The sequence below is a fragment of the Oxobacter pfennigii genome (assembly GCF_001317355.1).
GTDB classification, from domain to species: domain Bacteria; phylum Bacillota; class Clostridia; order Clostridiales; family Oxobacteraceae; genus Oxobacter; species Oxobacter pfennigii.
In genome coordinates, this window is the sequence record NZ_LKET01000035.1 from 1 (window position 1) to 20,044 (window position 20,044).

Annotated in this window: 16 protein-coding genes and 1 pseudogene; 14 read left to right on the forward strand and 3 right to left on the reverse strand. The window is 38.6% G+C overall.

The features are described from left to right. Window positions 1-142: pseudogene (locus tag OXPF_RS23145) on the forward strand (methyltetrahydrofolate cobalamin methyltransferase); the annotation flags it as partial. A gap of 383 nt (window positions 143-525) precedes the next feature. On the opposite strand, the gene OXPF_RS12810 reads toward OXPF_RS23145, so the two are convergent. Then, window positions 526-1,200 (reverse strand): TetR/AcrR family transcriptional regulator, encoded by a 675-nt coding sequence (locus OXPF_RS12810; RefSeq protein ID WP_054875622.1) that lies wholly within the window; start codon window positions 1,198-1,200, stop codon window positions 526-528. A 483-nt stretch (window positions 1,201-1,683) separates the two neighbouring features. On the opposite strand from OXPF_RS12810, the gene OXPF_RS12815 reads away from it, so the two are divergent. The 9 genes from OXPF_RS12815 (at window position 1,684) to OXPF_RS12855 (ending at window position 11,227) form a co-directional block, all read left to right on the forward strand. Then, window positions 1,684-2,322, forward strand: coding sequence for a cobalamin B12-binding domain-containing protein (locus tag OXPF_RS12815; protein WP_054875623.1), 639 nt, complete (start codon window positions 1,684-1,686; stop codon window positions 2,320-2,322). Then, window positions 2,323-3,696, forward strand: a complete 1,374-nt coding sequence (locus tag OXPF_RS12820) for a uroporphyrinogen decarboxylase family protein (protein ID WP_152967762.1) — start codon at window positions 2,323-2,325, stop codon at window positions 3,694-3,696. 64 nt (window positions 3,697-3,760) lie between these two features. Beyond that, the gene (locus tag OXPF_RS12825; protein WP_054875624.1) at window positions 3,761-5,113 is read left to right on the forward strand and encodes an MFS transporter; all 1,353 of its coding nucleotides are present in this window, start codon (window positions 3,761-3,763) and stop codon (window positions 5,111-5,113) included. Window positions 5,114-5,360: 247 nt separating this feature from the next. Next, window positions 5,361-6,026 carry a DUF1638 domain-containing protein gene (locus tag OXPF_RS12830; protein ID WP_054875625.1) on the forward strand — a complete coding sequence of 222 codons (666 nt, stop codon included), beginning with the start codon at window positions 5,361-5,363 and terminating at the stop codon, window positions 6,024-6,026. Between the two features lie 192 nt (window positions 6,027-6,218). Next, window positions 6,219-7,181, forward strand: a complete 963-nt coding sequence (gene pilM, locus OXPF_RS12835; RefSeq protein ID WP_054875626.1) for a pilus assembly protein PilM — start codon at window positions 6,219-6,221, stop codon at window positions 7,179-7,181. A gap of 374 nt (window positions 7,182-7,555) precedes the next feature. Then, window positions 7,556-9,316 carry a putative bifunctional diguanylate cyclase/phosphodiesterase gene (locus OXPF_RS12840; protein ID WP_054875627.1) on the forward strand — a complete coding sequence of 587 codons (1,761 nt, stop codon included), beginning with the start codon at window positions 7,556-7,558 and terminating at the stop codon, window positions 9,314-9,316. A 14-nt stretch (window positions 9,317-9,330) separates the two neighbouring features. After that, the gene (locus OXPF_RS12845) at window positions 9,331-10,218 is read left to right on the forward strand and encodes a GGDEF domain-containing protein (RefSeq protein ID WP_054875628.1); all 888 of its coding nucleotides are present in this window, start codon (window positions 9,331-9,333) and stop codon (window positions 10,216-10,218) included. 50 nt (window positions 10,219-10,268) lie between these two features. Then, window positions 10,269-10,727: a chemotaxis protein CheX gene (locus OXPF_RS12850; RefSeq protein ID WP_054875629.1), complete on the forward strand. Its 459-nt coding sequence runs from the start codon at window positions 10,269-10,271 to the stop codon at window positions 10,725-10,727. A 116-nt stretch (window positions 10,728-10,843) separates the two neighbouring features. Beyond that, the gene (locus OXPF_RS12855; RefSeq protein WP_054875630.1) at window positions 10,844-11,227 is read left to right on the forward strand and encodes a DUF2680 domain-containing protein; all 384 of its coding nucleotides are present in this window, start codon (window positions 10,844-10,846) and stop codon (window positions 11,225-11,227) included. A gap of 39 nt (window positions 11,228-11,266) precedes the next feature. Here OXPF_RS12855 and OXPF_RS12860 read toward each other — a convergent pair whose 3' ends face one another. Both OXPF_RS12860 and OXPF_RS12865 read right to left on the reverse strand, forming a co-directional pair. Next, complete coding sequence (locus OXPF_RS12860) at window positions 11,267-13,057, reverse strand: ATP-binding protein (protein WP_054875631.1); 1,791 nt, start codon at window positions 13,055-13,057, stop codon at window positions 11,267-11,269. Between the two features lies 1 nt (window position 13,058). Then, a complete protein-coding gene (locus OXPF_RS12865) occupies window positions 13,059-13,742 on the reverse strand; it encodes a response regulator transcription factor (RefSeq protein ID WP_054875632.1) in 684 nt (227 codons plus the stop codon). A 266-nt stretch (window positions 13,743-14,008) separates the two neighbouring features. Between OXPF_RS12865 and OXPF_RS12870 the strand changes: the two genes are divergently transcribed. From OXPF_RS12870 to OXPF_RS12885, 4 genes are read left to right on the forward strand one after another with little or no spacing between them, the layout of a single operon-like run. Next, window positions 14,009-15,967, forward strand: coding sequence for an efflux RND transporter periplasmic adaptor subunit (locus OXPF_RS12870; RefSeq protein WP_054875633.1), 1,959 nt, complete (start codon window positions 14,009-14,011; stop codon window positions 15,965-15,967). Window positions 15,968-15,988: 21 nt separating this feature from the next. Beyond that, window positions 15,989-17,167 (forward strand): ABC transporter permease, encoded by a 1,179-nt coding sequence (locus OXPF_RS12875; protein ID WP_054875634.1) that lies wholly within the window; start codon window positions 15,989-15,991, stop codon window positions 17,165-17,167. An 18-nt stretch (window positions 17,168-17,185) separates the two neighbouring features. After that, entirely contained in the window at window positions 17,186-19,105 is a 1,920-nt protein-coding gene (locus OXPF_RS12880; protein WP_054875635.1) for an S-layer homology domain-containing protein, read from the forward strand. Between the two features lie 56 nt (window positions 19,106-19,161). Beyond that, window positions 19,162-19,848 (forward strand): ABC transporter ATP-binding protein, encoded by a 687-nt coding sequence (locus tag OXPF_RS12885; protein WP_054875636.1) that lies wholly within the window; start codon window positions 19,162-19,164, stop codon window positions 19,846-19,848. The last annotated feature ends 196 nt before the right edge of the window (window positions 19,849-20,044 follow it).

A 20,044-nucleotide genomic window follows, 5' to 3' on the forward strand; every position in this document is an offset into this window, starting at 1 on the left:
TTCGGCCATAATGGATCCTTGCAACAGAGATATGATGGCATCCCTTTTAGCAACTGAAGCTTTACTAGGAAGAGACAGATTCTGCAGAAACTTTACCAATGCTTACCGTAAAAATAAAATAGGGCCTATAAAAGAGCAGTAAAAGAATTATAAAACGTCCCGTTTTAAAAACAGGACGTTTTTTTATATTTATAGTATATTAACCATGTAGTGGGCATCGAATTTCAAAGGAGCGAAAAATAGCGAGGGACTGTTGCATTTTGAACAACGTAAATGAGCATTGTGAGAGTTCTGAACAAGTTCTTGATGACGCTGCCGAAGAAAATACTTAGAATTTTAGATTGTCTAAGCGATAGCAAGTTATCAAAATTCTTGTATTTTCAAGGCAGGGAGACTTAGAACTTGCAGAACTTGAACATAGCGAATCGAGTGTTCAAAATGCAACAGCCCCTGAGCGCGGCCGTTAAAATCAGGAAGATTTTCCGGCCGATAAGCTCTTTGAAATTAGATGGCATATGTCATTATCTAGACTAAAAATTTGATTTCACTGTAATCAAGAGAATCTGCTAAATCTATGGACTTTAAAAGTATGCTGTCAATTAAATTCTGGTCTATTTTAAGCATTCTGGGCACTATGGACTCTAAGAGATTTACAACCTGATTTACGGACATTTTAATATTATTTTCAAAATAGCTTAAAAAAAACTCCCTTCTTGCTCCGGAACCCATTACTACTATGCTTTGAAACTCCTCTTCAGTTACAAGTACGTTAAATTCTTTCAGCAGTCCTCTGTGTTTGGGTATAACTACATTTTTAAAGAACCTGTAGCTGGATTTATCATGAATAACTTCATAATAAAATCTGGCGTTTTTTTCATTTTCAAGTATAATTCTGTAAAAAATTCTTGATATCAGCATATGTTTAAGGAAACTTTGAGAAGGAGGGACGGTGAAGCTTCTTTCAATAAGCTTGGATATTTCAGAATAATATTGGGTGAATATTTCGCTGATTAAATTATCCTTTGTCTTGTAATGATAGGTAAAGACCCCCATCGGAATATTGATTTCCTTAAAAATGTTGGCAATTGTGGTTTTAAAATAACCTTCTTCAAAAAACTGAAGCTTTGCTGCAGCCATTATAACTTCCTTGGTGTTGTAGTTTGTATTTACTGAACCATTAGCATCTTCCTTGTTTTTCATAAATTACCTCGCATCATTCACAGTATTTACAGGTTACACATTTAAAACGCATTTATATAAATAATAACAATACTTTTAACAATATGCAAATTTTTAAAAAATGCTAAAAATATTAGTATATATTGACAAAAATGCGGAGAAATTTTATAATAATAATAAAAATATGCAAATTTATCACGAAATAGCACTATATATAGAAAAAAACATAACAACATATACATTTCATATTTTCAGCAAGCATATTTTCAATTCTTAAATTTTAGTATCTATGTTCTTAAAATTAAGCCTATATATTTATCCCTATTTTTATATTCAGACTTTTTCCTTAAAACCTGAAACTTATTGAATTAACTTCGGTGTACCGAATTTATATTATATAGCATTATGCAGTCATTATAAAAATAAGTAAGGAAGTTTGCGCCGAAGATGAAAGGGGGATAGTTTTTATTCCTGAATTATTATAAAAAATTGGAGGAAGAAATTATGGTAGATTTAAAAGCATTGACAGAATCTGTTGGGGAATTGGATGAAGAAAAAGTCCTTGAAGTATTAGACAGCTTCGTGGCAACAAATCCTTCAGAAGAAGACGCACAGCAAGTTGTGGCAGCCTGCCAGAGCGGCATGGCAATAGTGGGCGACCTTTATGAGAAAGGTGAGTATTTCGTAGGAGACTTAATATTTGCAGGAGAACTTCTTACAAACGCCATCAATACCTTAAAACCGGTATTGGGAAGTACAAACACCGCAAGCGCAGGCTCAGTTGTCTTAGGAACTGTTGCCGGAGACTTGCATGACATCGGAAAGAACATATTCAAAAGCATGTGTGAAGCAGCAGGTTTTACAGTTTACGATTTAGGAATAGACCAGCCGGCTGAAGCCTTTATTGACAAGATTAAAGAAGTTAAGCCAAATATTATCGGCATGAGCGGAGTATTGACCCTTGCACTTGAAGCAATGAAAGATACCGTCGATGCCATTAAAGAAGCAGGACTAAGGGATAGCGTAAAAATCATAATAGGCGGAAATCCCGTTACAAAGGAAGCTTGTGCTCAAATTGGCGCAGATGCTTTCACGACTAACGCGGCAGAAGGCGTTAAAATATGTCAGGGGTGGGTGAAATAAATGAGCGATGCAGTTTCCTTATCAAATGAAAGAACCCAGATGTATAAGGATTTATACAGAGGCAATGTCCCCACAAGGATTCCGGTAAGCAGTGCATTTACCTTGGATGCAATGATACTTTATGCAGGAATGGATATTGCGGAAATTTATTGGGATATGACCAAAGCTGAGGCAGTTTTTGACAAGGTGTGCCAGGACTTTTTCTCAGACAGTATGCCGGGAGGTACAAGAAGGTATCCTTCTTTTTATCAGTTATTGGGGTCCAAGCCCTTTATTATGGGTTCTACCGGTACCATGCAGCACCCTAATGTCATGGGAATGGGACCGGAAGAATATGACGAATTTATTGCTTCACCATATGATTGTATTATAGAAAAAATTTTACCCCGTCTTTATACCGAGCTTGATTCCGATCCTTTTTCAAGAGCACTTGCTTTAGCCAAAGCAGCAAGGGCACATGGAGAAGAAATGGCTACAACAGGAATGATAGCAGGAAAAATGAGAGCTAAATACGGTTTTGCTGCCATACCCGGCAATGCAACGACTGCTCCCTATGATTTCATGGCAGACTTTTTCAGAAGTTTTACCGGCATTTCAAAAGACATCAGAAGAATCCCCGATAAAGTAGTTGAGGCTTGTGATGCAATTACCCCAATTCTTATCAAAAAAGGCAAAATTCCTGTCAAATCAGAATATGGAGTAACTGTTATTCCCCTTCACATGGCTCCTTATATGAGGACCCAAGATTTTGAAAAATTCTGGTGGCCTTCATTTAAGAAACAGGTGGACACGCTGTCTGAAATGGGAATTAACGTATCCTTATTTGTGGAGCATGACTTCATGAGATATCTGGATCATTTATACGAGCTTCCCGAAAATACAATTATGCGATTTGAATACGGCGATCCAAAGCTCGTAAAAGAAAAACTGGGCAAAAAGCACATCATATCCGGATTCTATCCATTAATGCTGCTTCATACAGGAACAAAAGAACAGTGCATTGACAAGGCTAAGGAGCTGTTGGATATTTTAGCTCCCGGCGGACATTTTATGTTTGATTTTGATAAAAACGCCTTTGATTTAAGCGGAAACATAGTCGAAAACCTCAAAGCCGTTCAGGAGTATGTATATTTAAACGGCAGGTATTCAGAAGCTGAGCGTGCCGGAAATACAGAGCCTAAGCCGCGTGTAAACAGGACAGATGAGATTATAGCTGAGATTGATGCCAATATGAATTCAAAATATTTCTCCACCTGGTCTCAATATAAAGAAAAGCACACCGAGCTATTTGAACGTCTTCATAGTGTAGCAGCACCAAAAATTGAAAAGTTTGAGGATGTAATGTTCAACTTCATAATCAATTTGTGCTCATAAGACATATAAAAGATTACTTATTTATTAAGGTCAAAACCAAAAAAAATTATCGGAGGAGAGTAAAATGTCTGAAAAACTGAGCAATAAAATAGTTTTTGCCTATGGATTCGGAGAATTTGCCCTTGGTTTTTTAACAACCATGGGGGTACAGTACATCTCTTTCTTTTTAACTGATGCAGCCTTAATAGCCCCGGCAGTAGTTGCCACTATATTGCTTATAGGCAGGATAGCCGATACAGTGGATGTGCCTATTATAGGAATAATAGTTGAAAAAAGCAACCTCCCTTGGGGAAAATACAGGTCATGGTTATTTCTAGCAGCGCCTTTAATAGTTATCTTCAATATGCTTATGTTTACTAATTTTAATGTAAGCACACCTGTCAAAATATTTTACTTAAGCGCAGCCTACATTCTTGGATATGTATTCGTTAATTTCTGTTCAACAGGACGTTTCGCTCTTTTGCCCACATTCACCAGTGACCAGAATGAAAGAGCAAAGCTTGCATCCGCCAGGGGGCAGGGTGGCTCCTTAGGACAGATAGTAAGAGGCCTTATAACAGTTCCACTTATAGGGCTTTTAGGCGGAGGCAATGACGCTAAAGGGTATTTTTATACAGTCACAGTGTACGGAATCATAGTTATAATAGGTATGTACTGGCTGGCTTCATTGGCAAAGGATTATGACAAGCCGGGGGCTCAAAAAGCTTCTTCCCAGAGGGTTACATTAAAGGATATGCTTACCCAGGTTGCGACAAACAAACCCCTCTTAATACTCATGATTTCAAATACCGTTATATTGACTGCAACAAACATATTAACTGGATTTAACATGTATTATTTCAGATATGTTGTAGGAAGCCTTCTTATGATGTCCATATATTTCCCCATAAGCTTTGGCGGAGGGTTCTTAGGAAATGCTGCTGCACAATTTCTGGCTAAAAGATTTGATAAAAAGGCTACATATAATATAGGCATAGGATTCTGGTTTTTAGGCATGCTTTTAGTGTACTTGCTTGCAGGAAGCAATGCTTATTTGTTTATTGCCTTTGTCACCGTTGCACAGTTTGGTTTTGGTATAAGCAATGCAGTTGTTCCGGCTTTCTTCTCAGACACAGCGGATTACGGCGAATGGAAGACAGGCAAAAGCTCAAGAGCCGTTAATATGGGCCTTGTTATTTTCCCCATTAAATTAGGGGTGCTTATCGGAGGTTCCATAGCGGCATTTGCTCTTGCCTATATAGGCTTTGTTGCAAATACTCAGGATCCTGTAATCATAAATGGAATAAGGACTATGGCAGCAGTGCTCCCTATGGTTGTCAGCATATTGGCTGCGGTAATTATGTATTTTTATCCTTTGAATAGAGAAAAGATGGAATCAATTCAGCAGGAGTTGAAAAACAGGAAAGGTGTAGCTTAGTGTAAATTTTCAATGTAATTTATTCCATGGCTTATATTGCCGGAAGCTAAGATTATCACTTGCTTAAAGAAATGAAGAGGCGGCGGAGGTATAATTTACAGTCTTCCGCCTTTTTATTCTTTATATGTAAGTTAATGTAACCAATGAAAAAAATCATATATATAAAATGTATTTCATACATGTTATACTGGAGACGAAAGAAAAGTTATTATTTTATAGATTGCCAGTGAGGATTGGAGGTAATGTTATGAAGACAATTGCTGTTGCTTGCAAAACCTTGAAAAGTGAAATAATACACGTAATAGAAGAAATGAATATAGATTTTCCTGTCATATGGATAAAATCAGGGCTTCATAACACTCCTGAAAAGTTAAGCCATGCGCTGCAGGATACATTGGACACAATTGATAATGTAGATAACATTCTCATGCTTTACGGAAATTGCGGAAATTCATTAATAGGGCTTCATCATGATAAAGCCAGAATAATAATACCCAACGTTTCCGATTGCATATCCCTGTTTTTAGGCGGGGATAAAATAAAAAAGCAATGGGATGAAAAAGCGGTTTCCTATTATCTCACAAAGGGTTACCTTGAAAGTGAATCAAATATATGGACAGACTATACTTATTGCTTGAATAAGTATGGAGAAAAAAGAGCCAAAAGAGTAATGGAAGCAATGCTTAAAAGCTATGAGAAGCTGAGGATAATAGAAACGGGAGCATATGAACTTCAGGAGATACTTGAATCAACAAAGCAGATAGCATCAACCCTTGATTTAGAGCACGAAGTTATAAAGGGCTCCATAAATATACTGTATAAGGCCTTGAAGGAAGAGTGGGACGACGACTTTATAATAGTTGATCCGGGTGTACAGATTGACTATAAGCATTTCGGGGTAATGCAGGCATAATGCTTTAAAATTATAAGGGATAAACACTGTATCTTTATTATTGATACAGTGTTTTTTATTGAATACATTTATATGTTTGTGGAAAAGAATTTATCAATGGGGACACTTTTTAAACTCCCTCAGATTCATTCTTTAAAGAGGGAAATTGCCCTACTGCATTAGTGCTCCCTTAACATTAAAGGAGGATAAATTATGCTCTTCAATAAAAATATACTGGTTATGGATATAGGCAGCCGGTATGTAAAAGTAGTGCAGGGTAAAAGGTATAAAAACGGAGTAAGGATAACAGGCCACGGAATATGCGATGTAAAAGAAGGTTCTGAAGATATCGCGGAAGAAGCGGATGTAGTTGAAAAAATACATAAACTTTTAATGCAAAAGAAGCTCAAAGCTAAAAATGTATCTATGGGGATTAAAGGAAGGGATTTGATAATACGCCGTCTGAGTTTGCCCGACATGAAGCATAAGGAGCTTCAGCAGGCTGTATACTATGAAATAACAGAGTACCTTCCTATCGATTATAATGAATATGTGATAAACTCAAAGAAGCTTGATGTTATAAATAAGGATGGTGAAGCAAGAGCAGAGGTTTTGCTTGCTGCCGCACCTAAATCAAAGATAGATAAATATACGGATATATTAGGGAGATTAAAGCTTAAAGCGAGGGTAATAGACGTATTTTCCAACAGCATGTCAAATCTCTTTCAGAACCTGCCGCAAGAGGATGAAAACTCTGATGAGTGTATAGGCATACTTGATATAGGATATATATCAGCAACATTTGCATTGATGGAAAAGGGAAACTTATATCTCGAAAGAGAAATAAGTTTTGGGACTAAAGTGATTGATGAAAGTATATATAATACAAAGAATAAAACAAGAGATGCCATTGATGAAATCTTAGAGCATATAACCAAAATCATGGATTATTACATTCTGTCGGGTTCCGGAAAAAGACTGAAACTTATTTATATACATGGCGGCGGAGCAAAATTAAAAGATATCGAAAACTATATAAAGGCGTGCCTTAATGTAGAAACAAGGTTCTTCGGTCATGAGTTTCTCAATAATATATACGGCCTTGACAAGGAATTGATGGACAATATCCACCTGTATATTAATTGTCTGGGCCTTCTTTTAAGAGAAGCCAAATAAATTAGTTGCCCTTCATTTTTATTCTAAAGAGTGTAGATACAACAAAGGAACTATGCCGGAACACGACGGACTTCATATAATAAATTATAATTTAATTAAGAATTATTTACTTATTATAATTTATTTGCAATATGTTCATATTTTGTTGAAAAATGAAAAATGTTGTAATACAATTAAAACAGGAAATTATTGTAGTAACCTTATAAAAATTGAGAATTATTTATATATATTAGAAGCAGTATAATAAGTTATAAAATTTAATACTTCGAAGCTTGGAATTCCCCATGCTTGTAATATTTGGCATGGGGATTATAGCATACTAAAGTATATGCACACTAAAGTGTGAGCATGCTTAAGCATGAGAGGTGTAATAAATGGAACAGGATGTAAATGAAGTAAAAGAGGAAAATAATAGGTCCTATTGGTATAATTTTTCCGGAGAAAAACTTCCTGGCAGTAAAGAATTTAACCCGGGATATATTTCGGTTCGCATAACGTTAGTTTATATGTTTTTAGGAGCCTTGTGGATTTTATTATCGGACAAGGTGTTGGAAATGATAATTTCAGACAAGCAGGCATTGATACGTATAAGCATGTTAAAAGGATGGATATATGTAGTTGTCACCGGGATTTTGATTTTTGCCCTTATATATCCTGCTTTAAAAAAGATTAAAGCAAACGAAGAGAAGATAATCGAAAGCTACCAGGAATTAACTTCTACCTATGAAGAATTGGAAGCAGCCCATGAAGAAATTGCAGCATCTGAAGAAGAACTTCGCAGTCAATTTGATTCACTTATGGACAGTGAAAAGAAGCTCACAGAGAGTGAAGACAAGCTTCATCACATGGCTTATCATGACATATTGACCGGCCTTCCCAACCGCTGGGCACTGGATGAGAATTTTGGGAGAATCTTTGCCAACAGCGTTTTCGTAAGCGGAGCCCTTTTTTTCATAGACCTTGATAATTTTAAATTTATAAATGACTCAATGGGCCACTCTTTTGGAGATGAATTGATTAAATCCACCGGAGAGAGATTGAAAGAGCTGCTGCTTGATAAAGGAACTGTTTACAGGCTGGGTGGAGACGAATTCATTGTTGTTTTGGAGAACATTGAAAAGCAGGAAGATGCTGAGAGATTTGCCGCTCAAATTCTAATGGGATTTAAGAAGCCTTTCAAAGTAGGTGAAAAAGAACTTCATGTAAATATAAGCATTGGAGTTTCATTGTATCCTTATCATGGAATGGACAGCAATGAGCTGTTAAGATGTGCTGATATTGCAATGTACAAAGCCAAAGAATCCGGCAGAAGCCGCTATGTGGTCTATACCCAGCCTATGAATGAAATGGTTGCAGAAAGGGCTTTGATTGAAAAGAATTTGCGTACAGCCCTTGAGAATGATGAATTTGAACTCTATTATCAGCCACAGCTGGAAATAAAAAAAGGAGCAATTACAGGCTTAGAAGCATTGTTAAGGTGGAAAAGCAAGGAATTGGGGTATGTTTCTCCTTTAAAATTTATAAAAATTGCAGAAGACACTCAATTAATCATGCCCATTGGTGAATGGGTTTTAAATAAAGCCTGTTTATTTTTAAAAAAGCTTCATGACCAGGGAGAAGATGATATTAATATTGCAGTAAACATTTCAATGCTGCAGCTTCTGCAGGATGACTTTGCTGATGTGGTGCTTAAAATTACAGAGTCTCATGGCCTTAATCCTGAATTTTTGGAGCTCGAAGTTACTGAATCGGTCTTGATGGAGTCTTATTCTGCAATAGAAGGAAAACTTAAGCTTTTATGCAGCAAAGGAGTAAAAATAGCTCTTGATGATTTTGGTAAAGGTTATTCCTCCTTGAGCTACTTAAAGCTTTTGCCTATCAGTACATTAAAAATAGACAAATCCTTTATAGACAGCATCTCCACGGAAAGCGAGGACAAGGCTTTGACAGGACAGATAGTCATGATGGGCCGGACCATGGGCTTAAATGTAGTTGCGGAAGGCGTGGAAACTTTAGAACAGCTGGAATATCTGAACAAATATAAATGTCATAAAATACAAGGGAATTATTTCAGCAAACCCTTGCCGGAAAAAGACGCAGAAATGCTGATAATAAGAGGCGACGTTGCTCGCTGATAAAGGATGAGATTATGAGTGAGTTGGAAAGTTTATTAGACAAGCTTCATATTTTTGAAAAAATGTATAATGCCATGCGGATTGTTGACCCTGTCAGAAAAACTGTGCTGGAGCTTAAAAATGGCGATTTAAGCTACGGAGAGCATCCCTGCTTTGACATATGGATGAAAAATGCTATCTGTGACAATTGCATTTCCATGAGGGCATTTATTGAAAATGATACGGTTTTTAAAATAGAAAGCATGGGGGATAAAATATATATGGTCACTGCGGTGCCTGTGAATGTCATGGCAAGAAAACTGATAGTTGAGCTTTTGAAAGAAACCACCCAAAACCTGGTGTTTGGTGATGCTCAGCACGGCCAGGATGTGAGGATTTTTACCATGATTGAGCATATGAATAGGGTAGCTGTAAAGGACGCACTGACAGAGGTATTCAACAGAAGGTATATAAATGAAAGGCTGCCTGTAGACCTTTTAAATGCATACGCCAAGGATGAGCCTTTGTCTATAATATTTGCCGATTTGGACTTTTTTAAAAAAGTCAATGATACTTACGGGCACATGGCAGGTGATGCAGTGCTTAAAGAATTTGCTGGTTTACTGGATCAGCATATAAGTAAAGACAAAGATTGGGTGGCAAGGTACGGCGGCGAGGAGTTTATGCTCTGCCTTACAAATACCCATAAAAGTGCTGCAGTTGAAGTGGCGGAGAGAATACGCAAAAGCATGGAGAATAAGGTATTTACAGTAGGTTCAAATTCTATTAGCATTACCTGCAGTTTTGGAGTCCATACAATAGATGAAAACAGCCGGGATGCTACTGCAGATGAAGTTATTGAACTGGTTGACAAAAAGTTGTATGAGGCAAAACGCCTGGGAAGGAACAGAGTAGTTTATTAATAAAATGCTTTATTATACAAATGATAATGACGTGAAATGAGGAAAATAACATGAAAGTAGAAAATATCAATCCATTTATACAGGCTTCAGTTTCGATCTTGAAGGCTTTGTGCAATGTTGATGTTTCATTGGGGAAGGTATATGTAAAGAATCATCCATATCAGGCGGAACAGATAAATATTATCGTAGGTGTCGTAGGAGATATAAAAGGGCAGGTATGCTTTGAATTATCTAAAGATACGGCGAAGAACATAGCTTCAGCCATGATGGGCGGCATGATGATTGCCGAGCTTGATGAAATAAGCAAAAGCGCCATTTCGGAAATGGGAAATATGATTATGGGAAATGCCTGCAGTGTTTTCGGGGATAAATCCGTACATATCGATATTACCCCGCCCTACCTTATGACTGGTGAAAATATAGAAATTTCCAACAAGCTGCCCACGGTTGCCATACCATTGACCTTGGAAGCCTCTGGTACAATGACTATAAATGTTACCATGGGGTGATGATTGGTTTTTATTGTTACAGTTTTTTTTCATAAGTGCCGCAATTTTGTCACACATTATGCAAATAATAGTGAGGACAGGATAAAATCCTGAATAAAATGGAGGTGCTATGAAGAATGCGAAGAAAAATTTGTTATGCAATTACTGCTGCCATACTGACGGTATTTGTGTCATCTACGGCAGCACTGGCAGCGGAAGAGAAAGGCTTGCCATCTTCGGATGCTCCGAAAATCAATCAGCAGGTAAAGCTGACTGATGCTCAAAAAAATGAATTAAAGGCCATTTCTGAAAAAATGTATGAATTGAAAAAAGAAATGATTAAGAAGTACAGCGAATTTGGTATCATAACAAAAGAGCAGGCTGAAAAAAAGCTTAAAAGACTGGAAGAAATTCAAAAGAAAATAGAAGAAAACGGCTATATGCCAATGCAGCATAAGAATATGAAAAAGTATGATAAGGATAAACACGATAAAGAAACACCTAAAAAAGATTGTGACTAAGATACTCAAATAATTTTTTACAATGAAGAAGGAAGCATCTTATGCTTCCTTCTTCATTGTAAATTCAAACCGGGTACCTTTGTTTTGTTCACTTTCAACCCATATATGCTGGCCATGAAGCTCGATTATGTTTTTGGCAATGGAAAGTCCTAATCCCGTGCCGGAATTCTTATTTGTCCTTGATTTATCAACTTTGTAAAACCTATCCCATATATATGGGATATCTTCTTTAGGTATGCCTAATCCTGAATCTTCTATGGATATTCTGACTGCATCCCCTTCTTCAAAAAGGCTTATTTCTATTTTACCGTATCTTTCAGTGAATTTAATGGCGTTATCTATAAATATTATTATGAGCTGTTCCAATCTGTCGCCGTCAGCCGAAACAAAAAGGGAATCTTTAGGTTTATTGAAGGCAAACTTAATCTCTTTTGAATCAAACTGAGGCTTGAATTTAGCCGACACATTGGATATCAATTCCGTAATATCAACCCTTTGTATGTCAAGGACCACCTTGCCCGCCTGGAATCTGCTCAAATCCAGAAGATCATTTATTAGCTTTTCAAGGCGCAGAGTTTCGCTTCGGATTATGGTATGGTATTTTAAAATGGTCTTATCATCCTCTACAGTACCGTCAATCAAAGGTTCAATAAATCCTCTTATGGAAGTAAGCGGTGTTCGCAGTTCATGGGAGACGTTGGCTACAAAATCCCTTCTCATTTTTTCCAGCTTCACCGATTCGCTGATATCCTGCAAAAGTATTATAACTCCGTAAATATGTCCGTCCTTATATTTCAGAGGAGACATAATTATGCTGACAATTCTTCCTTCACTTGTCTCTTTCTCGTAAGTGATACTTTTGCCGTTTTGCAAGACATCGGAGGCATTTTTAAAAATATCCCCTCCATATATGTCATCTTTTAAAACAGGGGAAGACTTCTTTATATCAAGTAAATGTAGCGCCGCCGGGTTTATATGAATTATGTTAAGGCTTAAATCAAGGGCAATAAGCCCTTCCTCCATGCTGTATAAAATATCCGAGAGCTTGCTTTTTTCATTATTTAAATCCCCGATGGTGTCCTTTAATTTTTCCGTAAGATAATTAAAGGAGGATGCCAGGCTTCCTATTTCGTCCTTCCGGGATATACTGAGCTTTTGAGAATAGTTGCCTTCTGCCACATCCCGGGCAGCCTTTGATATGGTATGGATTGGCCTTGACAGTGTCCTGGAAATGAAAAAAGCTGTAATAAGAGAAAAAGCCAGGGCGGCTAAACTTGCAAAAACCAAAAGCGCAGTAGCCTTGTTTAAAATTTCATTGACCCCTGTAACGGGAGAACTCAATACAATAGCTCCTATTATGGTAGGGATATAATCAGTGTTATATATGGGAATGCCCACGGTTATCATAGGCTCATTAAAGAAAATGCTGTAACCGCTTTTAGATACTGTAGAGCCTCTCAATATCTGTGCAATGTCAGAGTCATCAAAAATTGTGGCCCTTTTAAGCAGCGGAAGGGGCGGTATATTATAGCCCTTTGGCCTGTAGCTGAAGTTTAAAAAATTTCCTGATTTATCGACTATAAGGGTGCGGGAATCTACAACGGCATCTATGGAATTTAAGACATATGCAAAAGTGCCTTCATCTATGTTGTGGTTTAAATAATCCCTGGACAATTCAACAATCCTGTTGCCTTTGCTTTTAAGTTCAATTTCTTTTTGTTCCGTCAGGTAATTTTCCAAGAGGCCGGAAAAAAGTACTCCTATGGAAAAAATGGCTATTAATATGGTAACAATAAATGAAATAATCAGCCTTGAAAATATGGATTTCATGCTATTTCACCTCAAACTTGTATCCTACGCCCCACACCGTCTTAATATCCCAAGGTAAATCATCTTTAATATTAAGCTTTGCTCTTATTCTTTTGATATGGGTATCTACAGTGCGTGTTTCACCGGCATATTCATAGCCCCACACCAGCTCTAAAAGCTGTTCTCGGGTAAATACGCGATTTGGCTTGCTTGCAATAATCCATAGAATCTCAATTTCCTTGGATGTGCACTGTATGGGTGTATCGTTTACCTTAACGGTATAATCGTTTAAATTAATCTCCAGTCCGGGATAGTTTAAAATCTTGTTTGAAGCGCCGGAGAAGTCTTCCACCCGCCGTAATACCGCCTTAATTCTTGCGGCGACCTCCCTGGGGTTAAAAGGTTTTGTTATATAATCATCGGCTCCGATTTCCAATCCTAATATTTTATCTATATCTTCACCTTTTGCCGTAAGCATTATGATGGGAACCTTGCTCTCGCTTCTAATAGCCTTGCACACTTCCAAGCCATTTAATCCGGGCATCATTATGTCAAGTATTATCACCGAAGGAGAGTGCTCCTTAAAAACTTTGATGGCATCTATTCCGTTATATGCCGAATATGTAAAGTAACCTTCTTTTTTAAGATAGAGGTTTAAAAACTCGTGAACATTTTCATCGTCATCTATAATAAGTACTGATTGCATTTTTCTCCCCTCCTATTACTTTATATTATATGTGTTTTATATTATATCAATAAAGCCTTTAACGAGAATTTTTGTTATACTATTTATAACAGAAAAATGTGGCAAAAGTATGGCGCTAAAATTTCAGCCGGAAAGCCAATTCAAATATTAAGATTTTTTGACAATTTGACATACTTTTGCCACATTTATTACTTATCATTATTAGTAATTTAGTCTCTTGAATTATAAAATATATGATGAGTATAAATTAAGGAGGGAAGCAAAAATTGAAGTTGAATCCAAAGGAAGGGCCCGTGGATATTTCTGCAGGAAGGATGAAAACCATAAACAAAAAAAACATAGCAATTATAGTGGTTATACTCATTGCGCTAATTGCAGCAGGCATAAAATTTCTGCCCGATATCATCAATAAAAGGTCAGCCTCCAATACGGACTATGATCTTAGGACTGACAGTGTTAAAAGGGGCGAGATAAGCACAAAAATATCCGGCTCCGGTTCAGTTAAATCATCCAACAGAGAAGAAGTTTACTCAAAAGTAGGTGCAACAATTAACAAGGTGTATTTTAAAGAGGGCGACAGGATACAAGCAGGGGATTTGCTGATGGAACTGGATAATTCCGATGCATTATTAACCGTTGAGAAAAACAGGAGCACCCTGACACAGACACAGTTAAGCCAGCAGAGCAATTTGGATGGTATAAATAGCCTCACTGTAGCAGCACCTTTTGATGGACAGGTTACCGACATATCTGTAAAAGAAGGCAGTGTTATTTCTAAAAACAGCGTAGTCTTAACCTTGGTTGACACATCGAAGCTTAAGCTTTTATTGGAATTCAGCAGTCCGGGAATTGCTGATGTCACCCCTGGAAAAAGTGCCATTGTATACATACAGGATTTCATGGAAATCGTTGAAGGCACAGTAACATATGTAAGCGCCACGCCTTATTCCTCACCATCTGGTGGAATACTCTACAGTGTGGAAATACAAATAGAAAACCCTGGTTCTTTGACTGAAGGGATGAAGGCCAGCGCCGAGATAGAAACCTCAGTTGGGCTTATAACCAGTATAGACAGCTCAGAATTGGAATATACCAACAAGACAGAGTTAAAAACTGACGGAGGAACTGTTGATAAAGTACATGTAAAAGCCAAGCAATACGTAAATGAAGGACAGCTTTTAATCGAAATTGAGAATAAAGATCTGTTAAGCAGCCGTGATACCACGGACATAAAGCTTAAGGAGTTAAACGAACAGCTGGATTCCTCCATAAGGCAGCTTGATTACTATAAGATCTACTCTTCAACGGACGGTGTCATAATACAGCAGGAAGTAAATGAAGGGGATACCATAAAGGCAGCCGATTTGCTATGCGTTGTGGCAGATGATCAGAATATGGAGTTTTCAATAAATGTCGATGAGCTGGACATTGAAAAAATAGAAGTAGGCCAGACGGTGGATGTTACAGTGGAAGCTCTTAGCGATACGGCAGTCAGGCCGTTAAATGGGCATGTATCAAAGATTGCCATGGAGGGAACCTCTTCAAACGGTGTAACTACCTATCCTGTTACAATAAAGATAGACAAGACTGACAAGCTAAGGAGCGGCATGAATGCCGACGGAGATATATTTATAACCCGAAAAACCGATGTACTGCATGTGCCCCTTCAAGCAATACAAAGGATAGGCGGCAGTACCTATGTAATGGTACAGGGTACGGCAGAGCAAATCGAAGAGATGAAGAAAAACGGCACATACATTGATATTTTCGCTCAAAGGACACCCGGTGCCCAGGGGTCACCTGGAGGGAATTCCGGCGGTACCGGAAGCGGGAATAACGGAACTGGCAATCAAGGCAGCACCCAAGCAAGGCCTAATAATAGCGGTGCATCAAGCGGCAATACATCCCTTTCACAAGGAGGTCAGGGTAATTTTAATGCTGCATCCGGAAGTCAGGGAAGCAGCCGGCAAATCACAGGCAGCATAAGCTCAGCCTTAAGACAGTATCAGGAATATTATGAAAAAGCTTTTGCAATTCCCACCCCTGTTGAGATAGGTTTAAATGACGAAGACAATGTAGAAATAGTCAGCGGCCTTGAGGAAGGGGATATAGTCATACTTCCTCCGATGCAGTCAAACACGACACAACAGGGCACAACAAATATGCAAAGACCACAGGGCGGTATGGCCGTACCAGCCGGCGGAGGAACAATGATCCGCAGATAGCACTTAAAGGAGTGAGGGAATTTGAATTTTTATCAAGCATTTAAAATGGCAATAAAAAGCATACTTGGCGGCAAGGTGCGCTCATTCCTCACCATGCTGGGTGTAATCATCGGCGTTGGTGCGGTCATTTCCGCTGTTGCCTTTGCAGAAGGAAGTACCAAACAGATAACGGACTCCATACAAAGCCTGGGAAGCAATCTTATCCAGATTAACATAATGGGCAGAAACAGTAACAGAAATGTGAGCTATGAGGACTTACAGAAGTTTGCGGAAGAAAACAGCGATGAAATAAGCGCTCTGGCGCCGCAAACCAATAGCAGCGTTACTGCCAAGGTAGGCACTAAAACCGTGAATACCAGCATAATAGGCACGGCTCCCGAGTACGAGCAGGTTAGGGATGTCCATGTTCAAAGCGGCAGGTTTCTTTTATCCTTTGATCTGGATTTCAATCAAAAGGTGGCGCTTATCGGTACTTATATTAGTAATGAATTGTTCGAAGGAGTTAATCCCATAGGTGAGAAAATAAAGCTTAACGGTGAGGTTTTTACTGTGGTGGGGGTGTTGCAGGAAAAGGCGGGAAGCCAGCAGCAGTCTGACGACGACCAGATAATAATTCCTGTCACGGTTGCCCAGAGACTATTAAGGACCGGAGCCATAAGAAATTTTTCATTGAGGGCAGTTGACGGAGACATGGTGGACGGTTTAATGGAAAAGTTAAATGCCTTCCTGACGGGGGTATATAATGACAGTAATAGCTTCACGATATTTAATTCAGCTCAGATGCTGGAGACTTTAAATAGCGTGACAGGAACCATGATGGTTATTTTAGGCGGAATAGCGGCCATTTCCCTCATAGTCGGAGGAATAGGCATTATGAACATTATGCTGGTTTCGGTAACAGAGCGTACCAGGGAAATCGGCATAAGAAAGGCAATAGGAGCTAAAAGAAAAGATATCCTTGTTCAGTTTCTCATAGAAGCTTTAATGGTTACAGGATTAGGTGGAATAATAGGAATTCTCTTGGGCATTTCGGTTATCAAATTCATAATCGGTGGATTCAAAATAGTCCCCGAGGTATATTCCGCCTTCTGGATTCTTCTATCCTTCGGAATATCTCTGATTATCGGCGTATTGTTCGGAATGTTTCCGGCCTACAAGGCTTCCAATCTTCATCCTATAGATGCTTTAAAATATGAATAGATAATTGGAGGGAGTGCAATGAAAGTTAAGAAATATATAGCGAGTGTAGTCTTAATGGCCATGCTTCTTTTAAGCTTTACAGTGACCAAGGCGGCGTCTTTTACACAAGATGAGCTGTACAAAAGTTCCATAACAAGGCTTGAGAGCTTGGGAATTATGGATTCAAATGAACTTGAGGCAGGTAGTTCATCAAGCATAGTGTCGAGAGAAGAGTTTGCAAAGTCCATTGTCAAGGCTTCGGGATTAGAGTACTCGGCAGTATCTTTAAGAGGAGTCACAATATTTCCCGATGTGACGCCGGGAAGTGAATTAAGCGGCTATGTAAATACTGTTTTAACAAAGAAAACCATGACGGGGCTTTTAGACGGAAGATTTCATCCCGAAGGGTCAATAAGCTTTGCACAGGCCTGCACTATAATGGTAAAGGCGCTAGGCTATGAGGATGCAGACCTTACAGGCATGTGGCCTAAAAACTACATGCTGAAGGCGGCAGAAGTGGGCTTGGTCAGCGGGATTGATTTAAATGCATCTCAAAGTCTTCCAAGGTGGGCAGCGGCAGTGATGTATGACCGGCTTTTAGATGCAAAAGTAAAAGATTCAGATAAGACTTTCGGTGAAGTATCGGGAGTCACGGCAGAAAGCAATATATACGGGCAAATAAGCAACCCTGTATACAGTCAGCCTGAAATTGTAACTAATTTCAATGCTGAAAGCAAAAGAATAGGAGCTATTGATTTAAGCGGAAATCCCAAAATAATAAGAAACGGGCAGCTGATTGATATTGCCGATATAAATGAAAATGAAGTCGTATACGAGGTAACGGATATATGGGGCAGCAAAAGGTACATACTCGTTGTGGATAACTCCGTTTCGGGAGTCATAACCAATATATCACCAACCGCTGTTCAGATTGACGGAACGGATTATCAGTTTGCAAGAGCCAGTACGGACTACACATCCTACAGCGTCAATGATTATGTTACCGCATACTTAGGCTATGACGGCAAAGTGGTAAACTTCTGGAATTTTGACAGCCAGGAAAATGGAAAATATGCCTTTGTAGTAAATACAAGTGTGGATGGACTATACTACACTGCTAAAATGATGACGGTAGACGGCAATATAAGAACCTATAATACCCAATCAAATTATGCAAGCTTGAAGGGACAGCTTGTTGAATATGAAGTGTCCGGTGACAGGGCAGTGTTAAAGAGTGTTAAATATAAAGAGCCGGGTGAATGCGTGATTCAAAAGGATACAAGGAAGGTAGACGGTGATTATGTATCGCCTAAGGCGGCTATCTTCAACCTTATATCGGATTTGAACGATGTAAAAAAAGATGAGGATGTAGAGGTTTCTGTTATCAAATGGTCGGATATGCCAAATGGCACAATTGACGATGGACAGATTCTTCATCTGGGAAAATCGGGAGAATTCAATGATATAAATCTTATACTGGTTGAGGACGTATTATATGATCAATATAAGAAAGCTATTGTAACGGATGTGACATTCCAGACTGAAATGAGACAGGAGGGGGATACCGAGGTTGAAGAGGTAGTATCCACACAATACACCCTTTTGATAGATGGAAAAGAATATAATTACACTTTCCGCTCATCAAAGCAAAAAGCTGAAGCCAGAGATGTGGTAAGGGTCAGAATGTCAAATGATACCGTAACCTCAATTGTTGATGTGCAAAGGCCGGTAAAAACAGACGCTGCAATAAATGCCATCGATTCAAATAGAATAAAGGCAGACGGAGAAACTTATTATCTAAGCAATAATCTTCAGGTGTATGTAAGAGACAGGTCAGGAAAATATATATTAAGCAATATTGGAGAAATAGCATCAAACAAAGATAAAAGGGTTACCCTTTATCTCAATAAAACCTCAAGCAGCAGCGATACAGCGGATGTTATCATACTGAGAAATTAAATTCACACGAAAACCTATACACTGCAGAAACATAAAATGCAGGAGGATTATAGTTTATGATTAAAATTAGCAATTTAAGCAAAATTTATAACACCGGAAGCATAGAGGTGGCGGCACTTAAAGATGTAAGCTTTGAGGTGGGAAAAGGGGAATTTGTGGCTATTATAGGGCCTTCAGGCTCCGGTAAATCCACTCTCATGAATATGATAGGCTGTCTTGATGTGCCCACCAGAGGGGAATATATATTAGACGGAGTAAATGTATCAAAACTAAATGATAGTCAGCTTGCGGATATAAGAAATCAAAAGATAGGCTTTATATTTCAGGGCTTTAACCTGTTATCAAAATTAAATGCCCTGGAAAATGTTGAGCTGCCCCTCATATACAGGGGGACTCCCGCCAGGGAGAGGCTGGAACAGTCCATAAATGCCCTTAGAGCTGTAGGTTTGGAGGATAGAATACACCACAAGCCCAGTGAGTTATCCGGCGGTCAGCAGCAAAGGGTGGCTATTGCCCGGGCAATAGCCGGTACTCCTCCTATTATGCTGGCAGACGAACCTACGGGAGCCTTAGACAGCAAATCCGGAAAGGAAGTCTTGGATACCCTTTTAAAACTCAATAATGAAGGTTCTACAATAATACTCATAACCCATGATATGAACGTGGCCTCAAAAGCCCGCCGCATAATAAGAATCATGGACGGTCAAATTTGCGGTGACGAAAGAGCAGCAGCAGAAATCTAGCCATCTCAAGCCTTCAAATCCCTTTATCTTATGGTAAAGGGATTTTTTATATAATCGAAAGTTCTCTTTCCCATTATATAAAAAACGAGAATTGCAAAGGACGGGACGTCATTGCCGTCAAGTGGGGGTGCTCAGTAAAAACACATTGGCATTTTTACGCCGAAGGGGGCATAGGTCCCTCAGGTAAGTTGCGCAG